Source organism: Flavobacterium humidisoli (genome assembly GCF_023272795.1).
Taxonomy (GTDB): Bacteria; Bacteroidota; Bacteroidia; order Flavobacteriales; family Flavobacteriaceae; genus Flavobacterium; species Flavobacterium humidisoli.
This window is the reverse complement of sequence record NZ_CP096829.1, coordinates 3,604,996-3,626,595: the sequence shown is the minus strand read 5'-3', so window position 1 is coordinate 3,626,595 and position 21,600 is coordinate 3,604,996. Positions and strand designations below refer to the sequence as shown.

Sequence of the window (21,600 nt, the reverse complement as noted above, 5' to 3'; positions counted from 1 at the left end):
CATTGCGCTTATCCTTCAACTTCGCTCAGGAAGACAAGCAGTAGTAACCTTTTTTCAATAAAAAACTTTGCGACTCCGCGACTTTGCGAGATTAAATATACTTTTAATATTTTGCACTCATCCTTCAACTTCGGTCAGGAAAACAAACAGCATGACCCATTTTTCAATAAAAAACTTTGTGCCTTCGTGTCTTTGTGGCAAAAAAACTTCGCCTCCTAAAAAAAATTAAACCGTAAAATAAGGCGTCAAGATATCTTCAAAATTATAAAGTCCTTTTTCTTTTTCTTTTATATTTTCGGCTACAAAAATGACTCCGTTTCCAAAGGCTTCTCTTGAAATCGATTCATGTATTAAGCGCACGGTTTGAAAAGGAAAACCAAAAATAACTTCATGTTTTCCTACGATTCCTCCTGCCCTAACAACATTAATATTTTCTTTGTCAACATCTAATGCTTCAGCAATTTTTACTGCGGTTCCAGACGTTCCTTCTTTAGCCTTAAAGTGTTCTTCATTTACTTCAATATCAACCCAAGGTGCAATTTTCTTTAAAAATTTTGCTGCAAACAATAAATAATTAACGCCCAATGTGATATTTGGCGACCAGAATACTGTAGTTTTATCTGCCAGTTTCTTCAATAAATTCAATTCTTTTTCCTTGTAATGAGAAATTGCTGAAATTATTTTCACGTTATGCCTCGCAGCTGTTTCTCCATAAGTATAAATTCCTTCACTAGACGAAAAATCGATTATGGCATCTACTGGATGTTTTTCTAATAATTCTTCAACAGAGGTATGCGAACTAGAATAGATTAAGCCCGGTTCGTCTGACTGGATTCCAAAAAACTCGGGAACCGATCTGTGCTCCAAAACATTACTTTGTCTTAAAACCCATTCAAGGCTGAATTTTTTATTTTCTAATAGTATTGAAGCTACTGATTTTCCAGTTTTCCCAAATCCGATTAATCCTATTTTCATAAGCATTTATTATTTTATGGGCGAAGCTTGCCCGATTGAAAATATTGATATTGTAAAGTGGCCAATACCAATCCAAATTTTATTTTTTCAGATGGCTCTCAAAACCGTCTGTTCATAAAAATAGAAAAATCATAACAGAATTACCAACAAAAACTTCATTTTATAACAATAAAAACAGTCGTTAGTACGATTTTTTCTGTTAATAGTAATTTTAAGCACTTCATTTTAAAAGTAAAACGCTCTTTTAAATTATTCCCCTTAAAATGTTAAAAAATGACTTTAAAAAAAAGATTTGATTACATACAAGTAAATATATTTTGCCTAGTTTTATGGCCTGATATCCCCAAATTAATATCATAAAGAATGGCTTACAATACTAATGGATTACTTCGGTTTTTAGATGCTCAAAACAAATTGTATTTAACAGCTCTAGACGAAATCAAAAAGGGTAAAAAAGAATCTCCTTGGATGTGGTTTATTTTTCCACAGATAAAAGGAATGGGTTCGAGCGATAACTCCAAATTTTACGAAATCAAAAATGCCGATGAGGCAATTGCTTTTCTTGAGCATCCAATTTTAGGAAAACATCTTATAGAAATTACTTCAGAACTTGTCAAAAAAGAAGAAAATGTTTCGGATATTTTTGAAAGCCTTGATGTAGAAAAACTTCAATCATGTATGACTTTGTTTGCCAGCGTTCAAAACACAGAATCTGTTTTTCAGGAAGTACTTCATAAGCATTTTGATGGCTCATCCGATTTTCACACGTTGCAATTATTGTATAGCAATTTATAGAAGTAAGAATCACTTTGTAAACGTAAAGTGATTCTTTGATTTTTTTAACCGCAAAGTCCGCAAAGTCCGCAAAGTTTTTAGACAAAGCTTTGCGGACTTTGTTTTTATAATAAGATGGTCAATAACCAAATCTTAGCGCTCAATAAGTATCGGTATTGCGATTAAAAAGTAGTACTTTTAATGAAATTTCCATTTAATGAAAAAAATATTTATAGCCGGCGTTGTTTTTGTATTCATTTTATATGCTTTCAAAAAATTAGTTTATGATTCTTATCAATGGAAAAAAGCAATCAACAGCCCTGAGCATAAATTGCAGTTGGGAAGTTTTATCTTTAGTAAACAAAGCGGCTCTAACGGGAGTCAAAGCATGGAGCGCAAATACTTTATTTTTAAGGTAATTGAAATAAATGGCGATTATGTGAAACTTTCGGTTGTTAGGCAGTTATCGCAAAAAGACAAACTGCTGCAATCTGATTTTTCGACTACCAAAGAAGCTTACAAAGATTTTAAACAAAATATTGGCGGTATAAAAATTACAGGAATCTTAAAAGAGGATTTGTATAAAGCTGGCCCTTCGTATATTTTGAATGATTTTTTATTAGAAAAATATCCTTCCTTACTACAGTCAAGATATTATTTTGAAGAAATCCCAGAAAACAAAAAACATCTTCCAATACCAGTTGATTACAATGAATTACAGGAATATTTCAGTTTAGTTTATTCTAAAAATGAAATCATAAACAAGGGAAAACTGGTTCCGTGGGTTTTAAATAACAACACTACACCTGAATTAGCCGAAAGGTTATCTCAAAATATAGATTTAATAATCAATTAATTCCACTAACATATTGGCCTAGATTTGCTGATCTTCTCTGTTTAGTTTCTTGTGTGATTTCTCCTTCGCAAAATGGCAAGAGTTTCAAACAAAATAGTATCTTTTTAAAGCTATTCTGAATAATTTTTTCAGGAAAGGTCTTTATTTTTATTTTATTTAGAATTAATATAAATAAACTTTTGTATTTGCCGCTTTCTGAGCAAAATTGAGTAGTTTTTAAAATTTGCTTAATATTGCTTCACCCAAAGTAAATTTCGTTTAATGAATAAAAATGCCAGTTTAGAACTAGATCTTTTCCATTCCTTTAAGGAAGGCGACGAAACTGCATTCAAGTTTTTTTACGATAAATATTTTAGGAGAATCCAATCTTTCAGCGTTCAATTTATTTACGATCAAGACGAAGCTGAAAATCTTGCTCAGGAATCCTTACTACACCTATGGCAAAGTAGAGAAGACATAGAATCTATCAACGGAATCCAAGCTTTCTTATTTACTTATGCTAAATCAAAATGCTTGAATTTAATCCGTCATAATAAAGTGAAGGATAAATTCAAAAATGACCTCTTAAACCACAAAGAAAGAGAATTGAATATCGAAGTTTTAAATTCGATTCAGTTTGACACTTTAGAATTAACCGAATTAGAACGCATAATTCAGGAATCTATCAGCGATCTGCCTCCAAAAACCAGAGAAGTTTTTATTAAAAAACGCTTTGAGAACAAAAAAAATGCAGAAATCGCCGAAGAGCTAGGAGTTTCCTTAAAAGCCGTAGAAGCACATATGACAAAGGCTTTGAAGATTTTAAAGACCCGATTATCTGATTATTTGTTCTTGATTTTTATCCTTATTTATAATAATTAAGAATAAAAAGTAGGGTATTTTAATTCTGAGGTGTACTTATAATGGCGAGAAGTTTTAAAAAGCATATATGACATCGGAAATAATAAATAAATACCTTTCTAATGAAGCTTCAGAACAAGAAGTTCAGGCACTTTTTGATTGGATTGAAGCGTCAGAAGAAAACAAAAAGCAATTTATAAAGGCCAAAAAAATTTGGGTATTAACCACACTTTCTTCAGACTTATCTATTGAGACTGTTTCGGTAATCCAGATGCAGCCAAAAAACAAAATCAGAACATATTTACAGTATGCTGCGGTTTTTTTATTGTTTTTGGGTTTAGGAGCAACTATTTATTTTTTTAAAGGTAAATCTGAAACTCCAAAAGAAATTGTTCTTGAATTAGGCGACGGCCGTCTGGAATATTTCTCTGGAAAAACCCAGACCACTCTTTTAAATGACAAAGGCGATTTGGTTGCCAAAAAATTTCCTACCGAGATTATTTACTTTGGCAAAGTTGAGGATCACAAAGTGATTTATAATACGCTTTCTATTCCGTACGGAAAACGTTTCAAACTTAAACTTTCAGATGGTACTGTTGTGAGTTTAAATTCTGGAACCACTTTGCGTTATCCTGAGCAATTTGGCTTAAACGGAAACAGAAATGTGTACTTAACTGGTGAGGCATTTTTTGAAGTTGCCAAAGACAAAATGCATCCGTTTATTGTTCATGCTAATCAAGCAGACATTGAAGTTCTTGGAACAACCTTTAATGTGAGCGCTTATCCCGAAAACCCTACAGTTAATAGTACATTAATGGAAGGAAGTATTCGAATGTCTGAAGCCCTTAATCCTTCTAATGCTATTTTGCTGGAGCCCAACCAAATGGCTACATGGCAAAATAATTCAAAAAAACTGGTCTTAAAAGAAGTCGACCCAACCTTTTATGCTGCCTGGACAAAAGGCGAACTTGCTTTTAAAGACACCCCATTTTCTACAATCGCTAAAATTATTCAGCGTACTTATGATGTTGAAATTATCAACGAAAATTCTGATTTGGCCAGACAGAATTTTACTGGTACGATTAAAATTAGCGAATCTAGTGTCGAGAACATTTTAGAACTGCTAAAACGTGACACTCCATTTAATTATTCTATTCAACAAAAAACCATTACAATCACCAATCCGCGATAAATAAAAAAACATGACATTTACGATACAACCCGTTTTAAGAAAAATTCTGTTTTTCTTAGCCATACTCATATCTGGTTTTAAAGGATTTTCACAGAATAAATTAATTACAATACATACTAAGAATAAACCTATAAGCCTAATTATCAAATCTATTGAAGAACAAAGTGATTTTAGAATTATTTATAATGCAAAAAAAATAGATACCGATCAGTTAGCCGACTTAGATGTCAGCAATGCTTCTCTAGAAACGGTTTTAACACAGTTATTAAAAGACAAAAACATTTCGTTTTACATTCAGAAAAAACAGGTTTTATTGACTCCTTCGATTCCTGAAACTTCAAACACAGGGGTTCAGGAAACTCAAAGAATGATTAGCGGAACAGTTTATAGCGCAAAAGACAGACAACCGCTTCCAGGCGCTTCAATTCGCATAAAAGGAACTGGAATGGGCGCTATTACCGATTTTAACGGAAAGTTTGTTTATCAGCTAAAAGGAAATACTATTTCAAATCTAGTTCTTGAAGCTGGTTATTTAGGAATGGAAACCCAATCTCAAAAAGCAGACGACAAAAATGTTTTTGTTTTTTATCTTCAAGAAGCGACAGATGAACTCAATCCTGTTGTGGTTACTTCGTCTTATGGCACTACAAAGCTAAAAGAAGAAATTGTTGGAAGTATTTCGACTTTACAAGCCAAAGATATTGCCGTTGAGCAAGCTTCTGAGAGTTTTGATAAAATGATCACGGGACAAATTGCCGGAGTTATGGTAGAAAATACTTCTGGTATAGGTGGTCCTGTAAAAATTAATATTCGTGGCCAAGGCACATTATCTTCTTTAAGCGGTGCAATTACCGGAACTTCGTCACAACCCCTTATTATTATTGATGGTGTTGTAATGAGCGAAGAATATGCCATTGACAGCAGCTTGTTTAACGGAGGCGGCGATTTTTCAGAAAACATTGCTAATCCTCTAATGAAAATTGCTCCAGAAAATATTGAAACCATTTCGGTTTTAAAAGACGCCGCAGCCGTAGGTATTTATGGTGCCGACGGAGCAAATGGAGTAATTTTGATTACAACTAAAAAAGGTAAAAAGGGTAAAACGCAATTTGGATTTTCAAATCAGTTAGGAGTTTCTTCTGCCATTAATCAAATTAAATATTTAAATGGCGAACAATACACAGAACTTCGAAATGAGTTCATGAAAAACACCACAACTGGTTATGTTCCTGTTGCTTATAATGGAGTAAATACAGATTGGTTTAACATTTTAAACAAATCTGGCATTTATAACAAATATAATTTTAATGTTTCGGGGTCTACTTCTAAATTTTCGTACCGAACCAACGTTAGTTACACCAAAATTGACGAACCTCAGGTTGGAAATGAGAGTAAGCAATTAAATGCGGGAATTAATCTTGGCTACAGTTCTGGCAAATGGGATATCAATTTAATGCTGAATCCAAGTTTTGTACAAAAAGATGCGCCTAACATTTTTTACAGTTTTGCCTACCTTCCTACTCTTCCCGTTTATAACGCAGACGGATCGTATGCCAATTTAGGTTTAAGCGGTGCTACGAGAGGAAATCCGTTGGCGGCAATTGAACAAAACAAAAATGAAGCACAGACTTTTGGTCTTTTAGGAAGTATCAATTTATCGTATAAACTCAATAAAAACATTCGGTTTTCTACTCTTTTTGGTATGGATTATACCGATAAAGAACAAGATCGTTATTTTTCTGCAGCAAATGAAAGCGGTCAGTTTAACGGAACTTTTATTTTGGACGGAACTACGCATGCAGCTTGGGGGCGCCGTCTCATCAATGAAAGAAATTCGACCAAATGGAACTGGCAAGGACAAGCTTTGTTTAATAAACAACTGAATGAAAACAATGAAATTGATGGTGTTGTTGGTTTTGAATTGGCTGAGGATAAAACAAATTTCAATTACAAATCTGGTGTAGGTTTTTTAGAGCCAGACCGTATTAATGCTGTTACAGATGCTATAAGAGATGATAATCCAAACACACCTCAAGATGAATCTAAAGATGGCCAAACCTACAAAAATGAAATCAGTTACAATTCGAGAGTTTCTTTATTCTCGCAAGTAAATTATAACTATAAAAAACGCTATTTCTTGTTGGCAAATTACCGCCGCGATCAGAGTTCTGTTTTTGGAGATGATACCGATGTAGCCCATAATGGAGGTTTAGGCGCTGGTTGGATTATTAGCAATGAAAACTTTTTAAACTCTAATTCTTGGATTGATTTCTTGAAATTAAAAGCGAGTTACGGTACAACAGGAAATTCTAAGATTGGCTCTTACCGATCAAAAGGTTTGTACAATATCAGCCAAAACGAATATAATGGTTCGATTGGAGCAACTACAGGTTCTGCCCCAAATGGAAGGTTAAGCTGGGAAAAAAACACAAAATTCAATGCTGGATTTGATTTTAATATTTTCAAAAGAATCGAATTGACGTTAGAATATTATTATGATAACAAAAGCAATTTAATTACTGCACGAGATATCCCGACAGAAAATGGTTATAGTTCAGTACAATTAAATGCTGCAAGTATGTACAATAAAGGTTTTGAGCTTACTACAAGAATTAAGTGGATAAAAAGCGATGCTTTTAAATGGACTACAGCATTTAATATTTCTACAATAGACAGCAAAGTAACCGACTTAAAAGGTCTAGGAAGTGATTATTCTGAAGCTAATATTGCATTGGCGCAAAAAATAGGCTACAGCACAACAACATTATGGGGAATCAACTGGGTTGGTGTAGATCCTGCAACAGGAAGAGATCTTGTTCAAAAAAATGGTCAAATTTATGATGCAAAAACCTATAACGAACTCCACACTATTGCCGATTGGGAACCAATTGGAGATAAACAAGCAGATGCTTACGGAGGTTTTTACAACACTTTTACTTTCTACAACAAACTTACTTTATCTGTTAGAGGAGATTATCAAATTGGTGGTGACCTATTGGCCTCAAGCGTACTTATAGATCAATATAATGTAACAACAAACCGAAATCTTTCTGTAAATGCCTACGATTATTGGAGAAATCCAGGCGACAACGTTTCTCAATCAGCAGTAACAATTTCGCCAATTCTCAACAACTTAAGCAAATATGCTTATGATGCCACTTATATCAGAATCAGCAATATTAATTTAAGTTATAATGTGCCGTTGAAAAATACTTTTCTGGACGCTCTTTCTGTTTTTGCCGATGCTACAAACGTGGCCTATTGGTACAAAGAAAAAAGCCCGAAAGGAATGAATGGAGTTCGAGAGTACAGTTATATCTATCCGCAGGCAAGAACAATTTCGCTTGGAGTAAATGCTAAATTTTAAGAAAATGAAATATTCAAAATACGTATCTATATTTTTTCTAATGCTTTCATTACAAAGCTGTAGTGACTTTTTAGAACAAGAACCTGGAACACAAACTTCTATAGACGAACTTTTACAGAACAAAACAGGTGTTTTACAGGCCCTTACAGGACTTTATACTGAAGTAGAAGCTAATGTAAGACCAGATCGTTATGCTGCTTATGCTGATTTACAGGGCGGTAATATAAAATTTGCACCAGCTGCAACGGGAGGTCTTAGAGGTCAAATTTCTCCAGCAATAAATCTGCAGCAAGTTTATTCTTTTGAAGATGTAGCGCTAACCAGTAATTTCAAATCATTTTATGATAGCAGTTACGATATAATCAATCAGGCCAATTTAATTTTAGAATTTACTCCCGCCCTAACCGACGCCACTGAGGCAGAGAAAAACCAAATAAAAGCAGAAGCTTTGGCAATAAGGGCGTATGCACATTTTCTTTTATCTCTTGTTTACAGCCAAGATTATAAATATACTCCAGATGCCTCCCATTTAGGAATAATTTATAGCACAGAATCTATTAAATCTGGCATACAATATCCTGCAAGAAAAACGGCTGCCGAAACTTATACTTTAATTATTAATGATTTACAAACGGCTATCGATAGTTATTCAGACGCTTCACTCCTTTCTGGTCCTGCTTATTCTTTCTTTAACAAAAAAAATACAAAAGCATTATTGGCGAGAGTTTATCTTCAAAAAGGAGATTGGGCTAATGCTTACGAAATGGCAAATGATGTAATTACCAATTCTGGAGTTGTGTTAACTAGCAAAGAAACTTTTATTGCAGAATGGGAAAAACCAGATCTTCCGGTGTCTGAAATTTTGTTAGAATTTTCTATTCCAAAAGATACCGAAGGAAACGTTTCTTCCTCAATGACTCAGACTTATGGCTATACTTCAGATACAAACTTTGAAAAATATACTGCTTCAAATGATTTAGTTGATCTTTACGAAAGCACAGATTTAAGAAAACAACTGTTCTTAACAAAATCGCTTTTTACAATAGTAAGCGGCGTTCAGACCAATCTTAATTACAATTTTACCAAAAAATACCAGAATAATGCGGGTTATGTAGCTTCTAGGTTGAGCGAAATGTATTTAATTCGTGCCGAAGCAGCACTAGAAACCAACAGAGCCGATTTGGCAATGGCAGATATTAACATCATTCGTGCCCGCGCCAATGCATCTCTATTGACTAATACAAACAATCTTAAAGAAAATATCTTTTTAGAACGAAGAAAAGAATTATGCTTTGAAGGTTTCCTATTCTTTGATATTGCCAGAATGCACAAAGATGTTTCTAGAAATGATGGCTGTATTGCTACGGTTTGCAGTCTTACTTATCCGTCTTTAAAATACGTACTGCCAATACCAACATTCAACACTAATCTTAACCCAAACTTGCAGCAAAATGACTCGTATTAAGATATTCAGTATATTATTTATAGCACTATTATATATTTCATGTTCTAAAGATGATTACAAATTAGGCTCAGACATTGATCCTTTTTTAAGATTTAATTTTTTAGTCAAAAGTGACAACACGCCTCTTGAATACCCAACCGTAAGCGGAAATTTAGTTCCGCAGTCTACTTATGAAAACAAATCTGTAAAGACCTTAAAAGTTCCTGTTGCTTTAACAGCGCGCGAATTGAAAGGAACTGTTACGGCAAATTTTAGTGCCGAAACAAACGGGGCAAGCGACAGTTTTAGCGTAATTCCTGTAAATCAGCTTTCTTTTCAAGGCAGTAAATTAACAGATACTATTTTTGTATCGTTTGACAAAAGATGGACTCAAAGCCAGAATATTACATTAAAATTAGAAACAGTTTCTGATCCTGATATTCATATTGGAAGCTTGAATACAGAATATCCAAACAATACTTTTAAGATTGATTTAGGAACTATTGCCACCAATTACACTTTTCCGGTAACGCAATACAATATAAAAGGCGAAGTAGGCGAAAAAATCGATTTTAAAGTAAATTATCCGAATGGTTTTTTCCCAGAAGAAATTGAAAATGCCTCTATTTTTAAATTCCAAAACGGATTCGAATATTCCTTAACCCATGATGATTATGGCGACAACAGAACTTCTGTAACCTATCATTTAACTCTTTTAGAAGATCTTCAAAATGATGATGTTCGATACGAGTCCAAACTAACACTTGTAAATATTCCGAACTATACTGCAACAGGAAACATAAACTTAACCATTGTAAAACCAATAAAAACTCCAAGAGATGTTGAGGCATATCCTGCTTCGAAATTTACAGATCCTACCAATGCGTTTTTTCTAACATACGGAGAGCATTGGTTTAACAACAATGGAAACTGTGCATGGATGACTTTCAACGCTTTGACTTTTCCAGTTATAGTAACAAAAGACGATCCAAATGCTATTTTATACAGCGATAAAGGAACTACAAATCCTAATGATGATGTGTATCACGATGCTTTCAAAATAGGATTTAACGTCTCAAGCGGAACCAATACTGTGAATTCTTTTGGTTTAAAAAGATGGTTTTCTAACGAAAGTAACGCTGCTGCTATTTCGCCAGGATTTAATATTACTTCGGCTTTGGAATTTTTTCCAGCAAATGGAAACAGCAAAACTGAAGGAACCGTACTCGTGATTCCGCAAGATATTACAATTGGATCAAGTGCAACAAATGCGCATAGTATTGCCATTTCAGGAGAAGGAACATATAAAGAAATCAGCAACGGTGTATATGAAATTTCATTTGAGTTAAAACTGACGAATGACAAACTGTTTGGAGGAACAGTGTCGACACAATACAGAATGTACAATAACAGGACGTATCCAAAACCGACTGCTTTAAGCATTTCGTGCCCTAAAGAAGTTTCTTTATAATGTTGATGCCAATTGAGTTTTGTCAAAGTTTTAAATTTTGACAAAACTTTTGGCGGGTAAAACAAAAAAAAGTTTCAGGTTTCAGGTTCAAGTTCTACAGCAACTTGAAACCTGAAACCTGAAACAAAAAAAACAAAAAACAAAAAAAAAAATTGAAAAAACTAATCTTCCCTCTCCTATTCCTGCTGGGTTTGTCGGCTTATAAAAGCGTTGAAGAACCAGATTATATAGATATTCAGGAATTACGAAAAATCTATTCCAGCGGTGATGCTTCAAAATGGCCTGCTGCGGAATTGCACGAAAGTGTTGATAAAACTAAATTTCAGGATATTGGAGTACTTCCTGCAGTTCCTTATCCCGCTTATAATCCGTATTCTAAGGAAAAAGAAAGTTTGGGGAAGATCTTGTTTTTTGATCCGAGATTATCAAAAAGCGGACAAATTGCCTGCGCTTCCTGTCATAATCCAGAATTGGGCTGGACAGATAATTTGACGCGTTCTTTCGGGCATGATCGCCAAACGGGAAAACGTAATTCGATGACAATTTTAAACTCCGCCTATGCCACTTCTCTATTTTGGGACGGACGAGCATCGAGTTTAGAAGATCAGGCGCAGTTTCCTGTTTCGGATCCTTTGGAAATGAACGAAAAACTGACAATTGCCGTTGACAAAATTGCGAAGATTAAGGGTTATAATTCTTTATTTACAGCTGCTTTTGGCAATAAAAAAGTGACTTTAGAGCGAATTCAATATGCGATTGCGACTTTCGAAAGATCAATAAACAGTCCGAAAAGCAAATTTGATCATTTTGTGAGCGGAAAATCGGAAGCCTTTACCGATTCTCAAGTGAAAGGAATGCATTTATTCAGAACCAAAGCGCAATGTATCAACTGCCATAATACACCTTATTTCAGCGATAATCAGTTTCATAACGATGGACAAACTTTATTCGGAACTAAAAATGAAGATTTCGGACGTTATAATGTTACCAAAAATGTAAAAGATATTGGCAAATTCAGAACGCCAACATTGCGTGAAGTGGTAAACACAAAACCGTGGATGCATCACGGGCATTTTCCAACACTTTTAGATGTGGTAGAATTGTATAATGGAGGAAATCCTTCGCCCGTTCAGAAAAAATATCTGGGAACTCCAAGAGATTCGCTAATTCCGAAAGTAGATCCTGCACTTAAGAAACTGAATTTAAGTAAAGAAGAAATAAGTGATCTTTTGGCTTTTATTGAAACTTTGAGTACGCCAACCAGAAGAATTATGGTGCCAGAAATGCCTAAATAATTTAGTTAGTTTGTAAATTGCCCCAAATCTACAAATCTAATCAGTCCATTTTCTTTTTGGAAATGGGCTTTTTTATTTATAATGCTGCAGTTTCAATACTAATTCCCTATCCTTTCATCAAAGTATAAAATAGCACTCCAGCCAGAAAACATTAGCGATTCTTTAAATTTGTTTGAAACAGAGGAAGCTTTTTTTCTTCAATAAAAATACCAACATGAAATTAGAACACATCCAAATTCAGAGCAATAATATTCAGCAGACCGCATTATTCTATCAAGATATTTTAGAACTGCCAATCATAGAAAAAAAGACAAATTCAATTACTATTAAAGCTGGAAATTCATTTTTAGAATTTGTTGAAAATGCAGTGTTTAAATCGATTTATCATTTTGCTTTTAATATTCCTGAAAACAAACTAGACGAAGGCATACAATGGTGCAGAAACAAAGTAGATTTAATTGTTATTGAAGATCAAAATGTGATTACCAATTTTGAAAACTGGAATGCAAATGCCGTTTATTTCTACGATAATAATGGAAATTTACTGGAATTTATTGCGCGAAATGATCTTGAGAATTCACAAACAGAAGCATTTAGTTCAAAATCGATTTTAAATATCAGCGAAATCGGGATTGTGAATGAAAATCCACTAGAATTGGGAAAACAATTAGTAGCAAAACACGGACTGGAATTCTTTTCTAAAAATACCAACAGCGAACTCTTTGCAGCAATTGGAGATGACGAAGGTTTATTGATTATGGTAAAACCAAATCGAAACTGGTATCCAACACAAACTCCATCTGAAAGCAATAAAACAAAAATTAAAATAGAGAATAACGGAATTATTGTTGATCTGAAATTTTAATATACCTTCATCTCTTCAAATTAGAATTAACTTAAAATATAAAAATGCCATTTGTTCGAATCAGCCTACCGAAAAAACTTTCATTAGAAACAAAAAATAGTATTTCACAATCCATTCATGAATCTTTAATTGCAGAATTTCATATTCCGAAGGATGATTATTTTCATGTTATTGAAGAATTAGAACCTCATCAAATAAAATATCCTAAAAGTTATCTGGGAATTTCACATTCTGAGGATATCGTCTACATCCAAATTACGGCAGGCCAAGGAAGAACATTGGAACAAAAAAAGAAGTTGTACCATCAAATTGCATCTAGAATTGCTGCTTCAACAGAAATAACAATTAATAATGTGATTATTGTTTTATTAGAAAACAATGGACTTGAAAATTGGTCTTTTGGCAACGGCGAAATTCAGGAACCGAAGCATTTAAAAAAGTGAAATTAAAAATACTAAAGCCCAATTCATTTATTTGAATTGGGCTTTTATTTTTTGCGACAAATTAAAACTTCATCTTCTGAATCCTAACTGCATTTAAAATTGCCAGTAAAGCTACCCCAACATCGGCAAAAACAGCTTCCCACATGGTAGCAAGTCCGCCTGCACCAAGAATCAAGACGAAAGCTTTTACAACGAAAGCCAAGGTGATATTCTGCCAGACAATCTTTTTGGTTTGTTTTCCGATGTTAATTGCCATTGCAATTTTACTCGGTTTATCGTCCTGAATGACAACGTCTGCCGTTTCGATTGCTGCATCGCTTCCTAAACCTCCCATTGCAATTCCCACTGTGCTTAAAGCAATTACGGGTGCATCATTTACGCCATCGCCCACAAAAGCAATAGTTTCGTTTTTGGCTTTAATTTCGTTTACTTTATTGACTTTATCTTCTGGAAGCAAATCTCCAAAAGCTTTTACAATTCCGAGTTTATCAGCGACAAATTGTACGACATTGGTTTTATCACCGCTTAACATAGTTAGTTTTACACCTAAAGCTTTTAGTTTAGAAACGGTTTCTTTAGCATCTGCTTTAATTTCATCTGCAATGGTAAGATGACCTGCAAATTGACCTCCATAAGCAATTGCAATCGTAGTATAAACAATCGAAGACGGATCGATATCATACGAAATAGAAAATTTATCCAAGAGCTTAAAATTACCTACGAGTAATTCTTTCCCGTTGTAAGACGCTTTTAATCCGTGACCTGAAATTTCTTCGATATTTTTTAATTCTACAGCAGAATCTATTGGCCCAACATGATTGTGAATGGCCGTTGCAACGGGATGTGTACTTCGGCTTTCTAATGCATTTATTAGTTTTAAAATTTCATTTTTATCAAATTCAGGTTTTATAATGACTTCCTGAACTTTAAAAACGCCTTCGGTCATTGTACCTGTTTTATCAACAACAACATTCTGAATCGTCGAAATACTATCTAGAAAATTACTGCCTTTAAAGAGAATTCCGTTTTTACTTGCAGCGCCGATTCCGCCAAAATACCCTAACGGAATACTGATTACCAAAGCGCAAGGACAAGAAATTACCAAAAAGACCAAAGCTCTGTACAGCCAATCGTTAAAAACATAATGGTCTACAAAAAGCATGGGAAGCAGACAAATTGCGATTGCCAGATATACCACAATAGGCGTGTAGACTTTAGCAAACTTTCTGATGAATAATTCTGCAGGAGCTTTCTTTGTTGTAGCATTCTGCACCAATTCTAGAATTTTAGACAATTTGCTGTCATTATAAGCAGTGGTTACTTTTACCTCTGCAATTGTATTTCCGTTAATCATTCCTGCCAGAACGGTTTCGCCTTTCTTTTTCGTGTCAGGTTTGCTTTCTCCTGTTAAAGCTGCTGTATTAAACGAAGCCGAATCTGATAATAATTCGCCGTCTAATCCTAGTTTTTCTCCTGCTTTAAGCTGAATAACTGCTCCAATCTGAACTTCTTTGGCTTTGACTTTTACTGCCACATTATTTTCTAAAACATGAACTTCATCTGGACGCTGGTCTAGCAGACTTTTAATACTCGATTTTGCTCTGTTAACCGCCATTCCCTGAAAGGTTTCTCCAATCGTATAAAATAGCATAACAGCAACACCTTCTGGATATTCGCCAATAGCAAAGGCTCCGATTGTAGCAATACACATCAGAAAAAATTCTGAGAAAATGTCTCCTTTTACAATGCTTTCATAAGCTTCTCTCAGAACCGGAAGTCCCACTGGAAGATAAGCAATTGCATACCAAACAATTCTCACATATCCTGTAAACCAATCCTGAGGAAAATAATTATCAAAACCAATTCCGATGAGCAATAAAACAAAGGATATAATTGATGGTAAGAACAATTTGAACAAACCTCCATCAACGTTATGATCATGATCATGTCCTCCGTGATCGTGTCCGTCATTATCTGAATGTACAGGTTCATCATGCGAACAGCAGCAAGATGGTTTGGCTTTATTTTTTATGCCTTTTATTTCTTTATCTTGATGTATCATGAGAAAGTTTCAAGTTTTATTTGTTTCAGGTTGCAAGTTCAACCTTTGTATAAATTAATGTTCTAAATTTAAGCATTTTGTTTGTTGCCACAAAGGCGCTAAGGCACTAAGTTTTTTATTTTGAATTACCTCCAGCTAAAGCTGTAGGCAGTTTAATTATTAAAAGAAAAATTGGAGACTCTGCTACTTTGCTATCAAATCTCAGCATTAAAAAAACTTAGCATCTCAGAATCTTAGCACCTCAGAATCTTCAAAGAATCAATGCTCATGCTCCCCGCCGCCTTTCATTGCCGAAAGCAGATAAAAAGCACCTTTTGTAACAATATTTGCTTGAGAGTCAATCTTATCAACGAATTTTACTTCTGTAAAACCTAAATCGGTTGTTCCCGGAATTACTTCTACGGCTTTAAAATGAATTTCTTCTTCGTGTGCTTCCTCTTTTTCACCTTCTTTATGTTCGTGTTTTTCTTCTGCCTGTTTTTCTTCCCGAACAAAAACAAAATATTTATCGGCATTACGAACGACAGCATCTTTTGGCAATGCTGGAACAGTTGCATTCGTAATATTAATATTTGCCGAAACATACATTCCTGGAATCAGGCCTTTGGCATCGGCAGGGTCGATTTTGGCGTGTACGGCAACCGTTTTACTTTCGTTAGAAAAAGACTTATTGATTCCGAAAATCTTTCCTTTAATGGATTTATTGGACTGATTCGTCAATACAAAATCAATTACCTGACCAACAGAAATCGAGCCCAAATCTTTTTCATACACATTCAAATCCAAATGCATCTGGCTGTTGTCAACCACTTCAAAAAGCGAAACTCCTGTGTTGGCAAAAGCGCCTTTGGCAATATTGATTTTCCCAACAAAACCATTTATCGGCGAAACAATTGGCACAACCGATGTCACTCCTTTAGTATTAACATGCAAAGCGTCCAACTTGTTTTTTGCGGCTTGCGCTCGGGCTCTTTCGGCTGCTAATTTGGCTTTTACTTCTTGAAAAGTTTTTCTCGGATTCACATTTTCCTCACTCAATGTTTTCTGGCGGTTATACTCTAACTGCAGGAATTCTACATTCGCAACCGCTGACTGGTAATCTTCCTGCATTTCTATAACTTCCAGATTCTGAATCGTTGCCAATACTTTCCCTTTGTTGACATAGGTTCCTTCCAACACAAAAATATCTTTTACCGTTCCGCCAATTAAAGTTGAAACCTCAGCTGAGTTTTGCGGGGGTACGGTTGTATAGCCATTCGCTTTGATGACTTTGTTAAGGTTTCTGTCTTCTACAAAACCCGTTTCAATTCCGACTGTTTTGTACTGAGAAGCCGTCAAAGCCACTTCTGTAGTTTCTTTTTCTTCTTCCTGTATTTCCTCTGCCTTTTTTTCGTTGCAAGAATTTAAAACTCCGCAGTAAGCTATAAGCAGTAAGCTATAGGCTAACTTTCTTTGCAGACTCTGCGATAAAATCTCTGTGATCTTTGCGGTTAAATTTATTTTCATTTTAATTGTTTTTGATAGTTGGAAATTGAAGTTCGATTGCGCTCTGATTATAGCTGTGCGTGGCTTCTGCAAACTGCTTTTTAATATCGATGGCCTGATTTAAAAAGCTGATATACGACCAGTAACTCATATCGCCATTGGCATAACTTTTCTGAGCCGTTTCTATAATCTGATCGGCATAGTGCAAGCCTTCATTTTGGAAATAAGCTAAGTTTTTCTGCTGTTTTTTGAAATTGTTTTGCAATTCTTCTTTTTGCAAATTCAATATCATTTTGTTTTTATCTAAAGCCATTTGCGATTGCGATATACTAATTTCTGCCGCTTTTGCTTTTGTCGTATTCACACCTCCAAATAACGGAATCTGTAATCCGGCTGTAAAACCTTGAAACAGCGATTCGGTGTTGATGGTTTGCGCAAAATATCCTAATCCGACTTTTGGTGTTCGCAGTGCTTTAAAAGTTCCCGCTTCTTTTTGGCAAACTGAAATCTGCTGCTGATAAAAATCGGTCATCAGGGTTTCTGCTTTCGAGTTTTCCTGATTTTCTATATACGTGTACTGCAAAGCGGTATTAGAATCGGGAATAATGTTTTCATTGGTCTGAATAAAAAACTGCAGCTGCTTCTGATAAATTGCCAAATCGTATTCTAACTGTGCTTTCTGGGTTTCAATTTCCTTTACTTTAGCTTTAGCACTAATTACCTCAATATTCCCGCTTTCTCCCGTTTTAAAACGCAGTTCGGCGTTCTTCAAGAATTTGGTATAAATATCATTCAATTCCGAATTAAGTTTCTGGATTGAAACACCATACAGATATTGATAATACGATAGAGTTACTGCTTTTTCGATTTCATAAGAAGATAAAGCTTTTCGTTTTTCAGCCAATTTTGCCAATTCTTCCTGCAATTGTCTGTTGGCTTTTGTAATATTTCCTAACGGAAAAAACTGCTGCACCGAAACATTATGATCGTAATCTGCACTATTAAACTGACCTCCCTGATATTGTACCTGCAAAGGATCAGGTTGAAAAGCCGCTTTCTTAAGAACGGTTTGTTTTTCGATTTCTTTGTCAGCGATTTTTAAGTCGATGTTATTTGATTTGGCTAGTTCTATTGCTTTTTCCAGACTGATGGATTGCTGGGCAAATGTTACTGTACTTACCAATAGAAATGCAATTAACCGCAAAGATCGCAAGGGATGCGCGGAGTTCGCGGAGTTTTTTATTCTTGAATTGAATCGTAATTTTTTCATTTTTCAAATATTTCTTTGTGTGCTTTGCGTAAACCTTAGCGTTCTTTGCGGTTAAACCCACGTTCGAGCATTAAATACAAAATCGGCAAAACGATTAAGGTCAATAAAGTAGCCGAGATTAATCCCCCAATTACTACAGTTGCTAGAGGTTTCTGCACTTCTGCCCCTCCACTTGTAGACAAAGCCATTGGCAGAAATCCTAATGAAGCTACGGCTGCGGTCATTAAAACGGGACGCAAACGTGTTTTGGTTCCGATTAAAACTCTTTGAAATGGATCTAAAATTCCATCTGATTTTAATTGATTAAAATAAGAAATCAATACAATTCCGTTTAAAACTGCAATTCCGAATAAGGCGATAAAACCAATTCCAGCAGAAATACTAAAAGGCATTCCTCTCAGCGAAAGCGCGAAAACACCTCCAATTGCTGATAACGGAATCGCACTAAAAATCAACAATGCTTGTTTGGCACTTTTAAAAGTAAAATACAGCAAGACTAAAATCAGTCCTAAAGCAATTGGTAAGGCTACAGAAAGTCTTTTTGAAGCTTCGATCAGATTTTCAAATTGTCCGCCATACGTCACATAATAACCTGCGGGAAGTTTAAAACTTTTATCCAGTTTTGCCTGAATTTCTTCCACCACACTTTTAATATCTCTTCCGCGAACGTTTAGTCCTACCGTAATTCTTCGTTTTCCGTCTTCGCGGATAACCTGTACTGGACCTTGTTCATATTCAACAGAAGCAACCTGAGAAAGGGGAACCTGCTGACCACTTGGAAGCGGAATAAACAAATTGCTCACATCGGTAATATCGGCGCGATTATTCTCGTCCATTCTTACTACCACATCAAACCTTTTGCTTTCATCATAAATCTTTCCTGCTACTTCTCCTGCAAATGAGGAACGAATGATTTGATTGATATCTGAAATATTTAGTCCGTACAAGGCGATTTTATCGTAATCGTATTTGATTGTAATCTGTGGTAATCCGGTTACTTTATCAGCTTTTAAATCGCCGATTCCTTCGATTCCTTTTATCTTCGAAATCAATTCTGTTGCTTTCGCATCTAGGATTTCTAAATCATCACCAAAAATCTTGATCGCAATATCAGAACGGCTTCCCGTCATTAGCTCGTTAAAACGCATCTGAATCGGCTGCGAAATTTCGATATTCGCTCCAGGAATAATTTCCATTTCCTTTTTCATGGCATTTGCGAGTTCTTCCCAATTACGATATTTGCCTTTCCATTCTTTTTTGTCTTTTAAAACAATAATCAAATCCCCGCTTTCAATCGGCATCGGATCGGTTGGAATTTCACCACTTCCAATTTTGGTTACAATGGTTTTAATTTCTGGGAATTTAGCTTTTAGAATCTGTTCGTATTTGGTTGTAGTTTCTACCATCTGCGTCAGCGAACTTCCTGTCATAATCGTAGCATTGATTGCCAAATCGCCTTCTTCTATAGTAGGAATAAATTCGCCTCCCATATTTTGGAAAACAATAAAGGCAAAAGCAAAGAGTCCGACAGCAACAGACAGCACGACTTTTTTAAACTGTAAAGCTTTTTTCAATAAAGGTGTATAATGGCTCTCCAGCCAAGCAATCATGCGGTCGCTAAAATTTTCTTTGTGTTCAGTTTTTTTCGAAAGAAACAAAGCACTCATCATCGGAATATACGTCAGTGAAAGAATAAATGCTCCAATAATGGCAAATCCCACTGTCATAGCCATTGGTTTGAACATTTTTCCCTCAGTTCCAATCAAGGCCAAGATTGGCAGATACACGATCAGAATAATGATTTCACCAAAAGCAGCACTATTTCTAATTTTTGAGGCCGAATTATAGACTTCTTCGTCCATTTCTTCCTGCGTTAATTCTTTTTTGTTTTTGAATTTCTGCAGGTGATGCATCGTGGCTTCGACAATAATTACGGCGCCGTCGACTATAATCCCGAAATCTATGGCTCCGAGACTCATTAAGTTTCCGCTTACGCCAAAGGCATTCATTAAAATAACGGCAAACAGCATCGCCAGCGGAATCACAGAGGCAACAATCAATCCGGCACGAAGATTTCCTAAGAATAAAATCAGGACAAAAATCACGATTAAAGCACCTTCCAATAAATTTTTGGCCACCGTTCTAATAGAATTATCAACCAACTTTCCTCTGTCAATAAAAGCTTCTGCTACAACTCCTTCGGGAAGACTTTTGTTAATCTGAGCCATTTTTTCGTGAACACGATTTACAACAGCGCTGGAGTTTTCGCCTTTCAACATCAGAACCATACCAGAAACAATTTCTCCTTTTCCATCTTTGGTTGAAGCTCCATAACGTAAAGCGATGCCCTCGCGAACCTGCGCTACGTTGCGAACCAAAACTGGTGAACCATTTCTGTTTTTAACTACTACATTTTCAAGGTCTTTTATACCTTTTGCCATTCCGACACCACGAATAAAATACGTGTATTGGTCTTTTTCAATGTAAGCTCCTCCAGTATTTTGATTGTTTTTTTCTAAAGCATCAAAAATTTCGGTGATTGTTACTCCAAGACTGTTCAGCATATTGGGATTTACAGCAATTTCAAATTGTTTGAGTTTACCTCCCCAAGTGCTAACTTCAGCAACACCTTTAATTCCTTGCAATTGAGGAATAATAATCCAATCCTGAATTGTTCTCAGTTCAATAGCGCTGTATTTGTTTTCATAACCTTTTTTGGCATAAACATCATATTGATAAATTTCTCCTAAACCTGTAGAAATTGGCGCTAACTCAGGAGAATTTACATAATCAGGAATATTTTCTTCAGCTTGTTTTAAGCGTTGGAAAATCTGCTCCCGAGCCCAATAAATATCCACATCATCTTCAAAAACAACGGTTACAACCGATAATCCGAAACGGGAAATACTGCGGAGTTCTATAATATTGGGAACTGTCTTTACAGCTCTTTCTAAAGGATAGGTAATTAATTGCTCTACTTCCTGACTCGCCAATGTTGGTGCAGTAGTAATAATCTGAACCTGATTGTTGGTTACATCTGGTAGGGCATCTAGTGGTAAATTTTTAAGCGAATAGCTTCCCCAGGCAATGAGTGCAAGAGTAAATAATAGTATTACGAATTTGTTTCGTATACTAAATTGAATGATTTTATCTAACATTTGAATATATAATGACGTGAGAAATTAGACAATTAAATTGTCTGTAAACGTGTGGAAAGTCCACAACTCTCTCGCCCGTTTTCGATCTTTATCGAACAGGCCT

At 35.2% G+C, this 21,600-nt stretch carries 15 protein-coding genes; 10 read left to right on the top strand and 5 right to left on the bottom strand.

The genetic code is table 11. From position 1 onward, the window contains the following. Positions 1–225 precede the first annotated feature (225 nt). A complete protein-coding gene (locus tag M0M44_RS15620) occupies positions 226–975 on the bottom strand; it encodes a 4-hydroxy-tetrahydrodipicolinate reductase (RefSeq protein WP_248726490.1) in 750 nt (249 codons plus the stop codon). Between the two features lie 363 nt (positions 976–1,338). Between M0M44_RS15620 and M0M44_RS15615 the strand changes: the two genes are divergently transcribed. The 10 genes from M0M44_RS15615 to M0M44_RS15570 all read left to right on the top strand — a co-directional run bounded on the left by M0M44_RS15615 (position 1,339) and on the right by M0M44_RS15570 (position 13,522). Then, a complete protein-coding gene (locus tag M0M44_RS15615) occupies positions 1,339–1,770 on the top strand; it encodes a DUF1810 domain-containing protein (protein ID WP_248726489.1) in 432 nt (143 codons plus the stop codon). Positions 1,771–1,966: 196 nt separating this feature from the next. After that, positions 1,967–2,605, top strand: a complete 639-nt coding sequence (locus M0M44_RS15610; protein ID WP_248726488.1) for a hypothetical protein — start codon at positions 1,967–1,969, stop codon at positions 2,603–2,605. A gap of 261 nt (positions 2,606–2,866) precedes the next feature. Continuing rightward, a complete protein-coding gene (locus M0M44_RS15605) occupies positions 2,867–3,466 on the top strand; it encodes an RNA polymerase sigma-70 factor (RefSeq protein ID WP_248726487.1) in 600 nt (199 codons plus the stop codon). A gap of 67 nt (positions 3,467–3,533) precedes the next feature. Continuing rightward, positions 3,534–4,637: a FecR family protein gene (locus M0M44_RS15600; RefSeq protein ID WP_248726486.1), complete on the top strand. Its 1,104-nt coding sequence runs from the start codon at positions 3,534–3,536 to the stop codon at positions 4,635–4,637. Between the two features lie 10 nt (positions 4,638–4,647). Beyond that, the gene (locus tag M0M44_RS15595; protein WP_248726485.1) at positions 4,648–8,004 is read left to right on the top strand and encodes a SusC/RagA family TonB-linked outer membrane protein; all 3,357 of its coding nucleotides are present in this window, start codon (positions 4,648–4,650) and stop codon (positions 8,002–8,004) included. A 4-nt stretch (positions 8,005–8,008) separates the two neighbouring features. Beyond that, a complete protein-coding gene (locus M0M44_RS15590; RefSeq protein WP_248726484.1) occupies positions 8,009–9,469 on the top strand; it encodes a RagB/SusD family nutrient uptake outer membrane protein in 1,461 nt (486 codons plus the stop codon). Continuing rightward, a complete protein-coding gene (locus M0M44_RS15585; RefSeq protein WP_248726483.1) occupies positions 9,456–10,919 on the top strand; it encodes a hypothetical protein in 1,464 nt (487 codons plus the stop codon). The genes M0M44_RS15590 and M0M44_RS15585 overlap by 14 nt, the downstream gene beginning before the upstream one ends. Positions 10,920–11,071: 152 nt before the next feature. Then, the gene (locus M0M44_RS15580; protein ID WP_248726482.1) at positions 11,072–12,214 is read left to right on the top strand and encodes a cytochrome-c peroxidase; all 1,143 of its coding nucleotides are present in this window, start codon (positions 11,072–11,074) and stop codon (positions 12,212–12,214) included. 214 nt (positions 12,215–12,428) lie between these two features. Further along, positions 12,429–13,079 (top strand): VOC family protein, encoded by a 651-nt coding sequence (locus M0M44_RS15575; protein ID WP_248726481.1) that lies wholly within the window; start codon positions 12,429–12,431, stop codon positions 13,077–13,079. A 44-nt stretch (positions 13,080–13,123) separates the two neighbouring features. Then, a complete protein-coding gene (locus M0M44_RS15570; RefSeq protein WP_248726480.1) occupies positions 13,124–13,522 on the top strand; it encodes a tautomerase family protein in 399 nt (132 codons plus the stop codon). A 61-nt stretch (positions 13,523–13,583) separates the two neighbouring features. Here M0M44_RS15570 and M0M44_RS15565 read toward each other — a convergent pair whose 3' ends face one another. The 4 genes from M0M44_RS15565 to M0M44_RS15550 form a co-directional block, all read right to left on the bottom strand. Next, positions 13,584–15,584 (bottom strand): heavy metal translocating P-type ATPase, encoded by a 2,001-nt coding sequence (locus tag M0M44_RS15565; protein ID WP_248726479.1) that lies wholly within the window; start codon positions 15,582–15,584, stop codon positions 13,584–13,586. Between the two features lie 258 nt (positions 15,585–15,842). Next, positions 15,843–17,090 carry an efflux RND transporter periplasmic adaptor subunit gene (locus M0M44_RS15560; protein WP_248726478.1) on the bottom strand — a complete coding sequence of 416 codons (1,248 nt, stop codon included), beginning with the start codon at positions 17,088–17,090 and terminating at the stop codon, positions 15,843–15,845. Between the two features lies 1 nt (position 17,091). Then, on the bottom strand, positions 17,092–18,252 hold the full coding sequence (locus M0M44_RS15555) for a TolC family protein (protein ID WP_248726477.1): 1,161 nt from the start codon (positions 18,250–18,252) through the stop codon (positions 17,092–17,094). Between the two features lie 122 nt (positions 18,253–18,374). Further along, a complete protein-coding gene (locus M0M44_RS15550) occupies positions 18,375–21,497 on the bottom strand; it encodes an efflux RND transporter permease subunit (protein ID WP_248726476.1) in 3,123 nt (1,040 codons plus the stop codon). Positions 21,498–21,600 lie beyond the last annotated feature (103 nt).

Bases quoted from the DNA above. Each gene is read 5' to 3' on its own strand.
- M0M44_RS15600 (WP_248726486.1), top strand. From the start codon at position 3,534: ATGACATCGGAAATAATAAATAAATACCTTTCTAATGAAGCTTCAGAA.
- M0M44_RS15570 (WP_248726480.1), top strand. From the start codon at position 13,124: ATGCCATTTGTTCGAATCAGCCTACCGAAAAAACTTTCATTAGAAACA.
- M0M44_RS15615 (WP_248726489.1), top strand. From the start codon at position 1,339: ATGGCTTACAATACTAATGGATTACTTCGGTTTTTAGATGCTCAAAAC.
- M0M44_RS15590 (WP_248726484.1), top strand. From the start codon at position 8,009: ATGAAATATTCAAAATACGTATCTATATTTTTTCTAATGCTTTCATTA.
- M0M44_RS15605 (WP_248726487.1), top strand. From the start codon at position 2,867: ATGAATAAAAATGCCAGTTTAGAACTAGATCTTTTCCATTCCTTTAAG.
- M0M44_RS15595 (WP_248726485.1), top strand. From the start codon at position 4,648: ATGACATTTACGATACAACCCGTTTTAAGAAAAATTCTGTTTTTCTTA.
- M0M44_RS15610 (WP_248726488.1), top strand. From the start codon at position 1,967: ATGAAAAAAATATTTATAGCCGGCGTTGTTTTTGTATTCATTTTATAT.
- M0M44_RS15565 (WP_248726479.1), bottom strand. From the start codon at position 15,584: ATGATACATCAAGATAAAGAAATAAAAGGCATAAAAAATAAAGCCAAA.
- M0M44_RS15550 (WP_248726476.1), bottom strand. From the start codon at position 21,497: ATGTTAGATAAAATCATTCAATTTAGTATACGAAACAAATTCGTAATA.
- M0M44_RS15575 (WP_248726481.1), top strand. From the start codon at position 12,429: ATGAAATTAGAACACATCCAAATTCAGAGCAATAATATTCAGCAGACC.
- M0M44_RS15560 (WP_248726478.1), bottom strand. From the start codon at position 17,090: ATGAAAATAAATTTAACCGCAAAGATCACAGAGATTTTATCGCAGAGT.
- M0M44_RS15620 (WP_248726490.1), bottom strand. From the start codon at position 975: ATGAAAATAGGATTAATCGGATTTGGGAAAACTGGAAAATCAGTAGCT.
- M0M44_RS15585 (WP_248726483.1), top strand. From the start codon at position 9,456: ATGACTCGTATTAAGATATTCAGTATATTATTTATAGCACTATTATAT.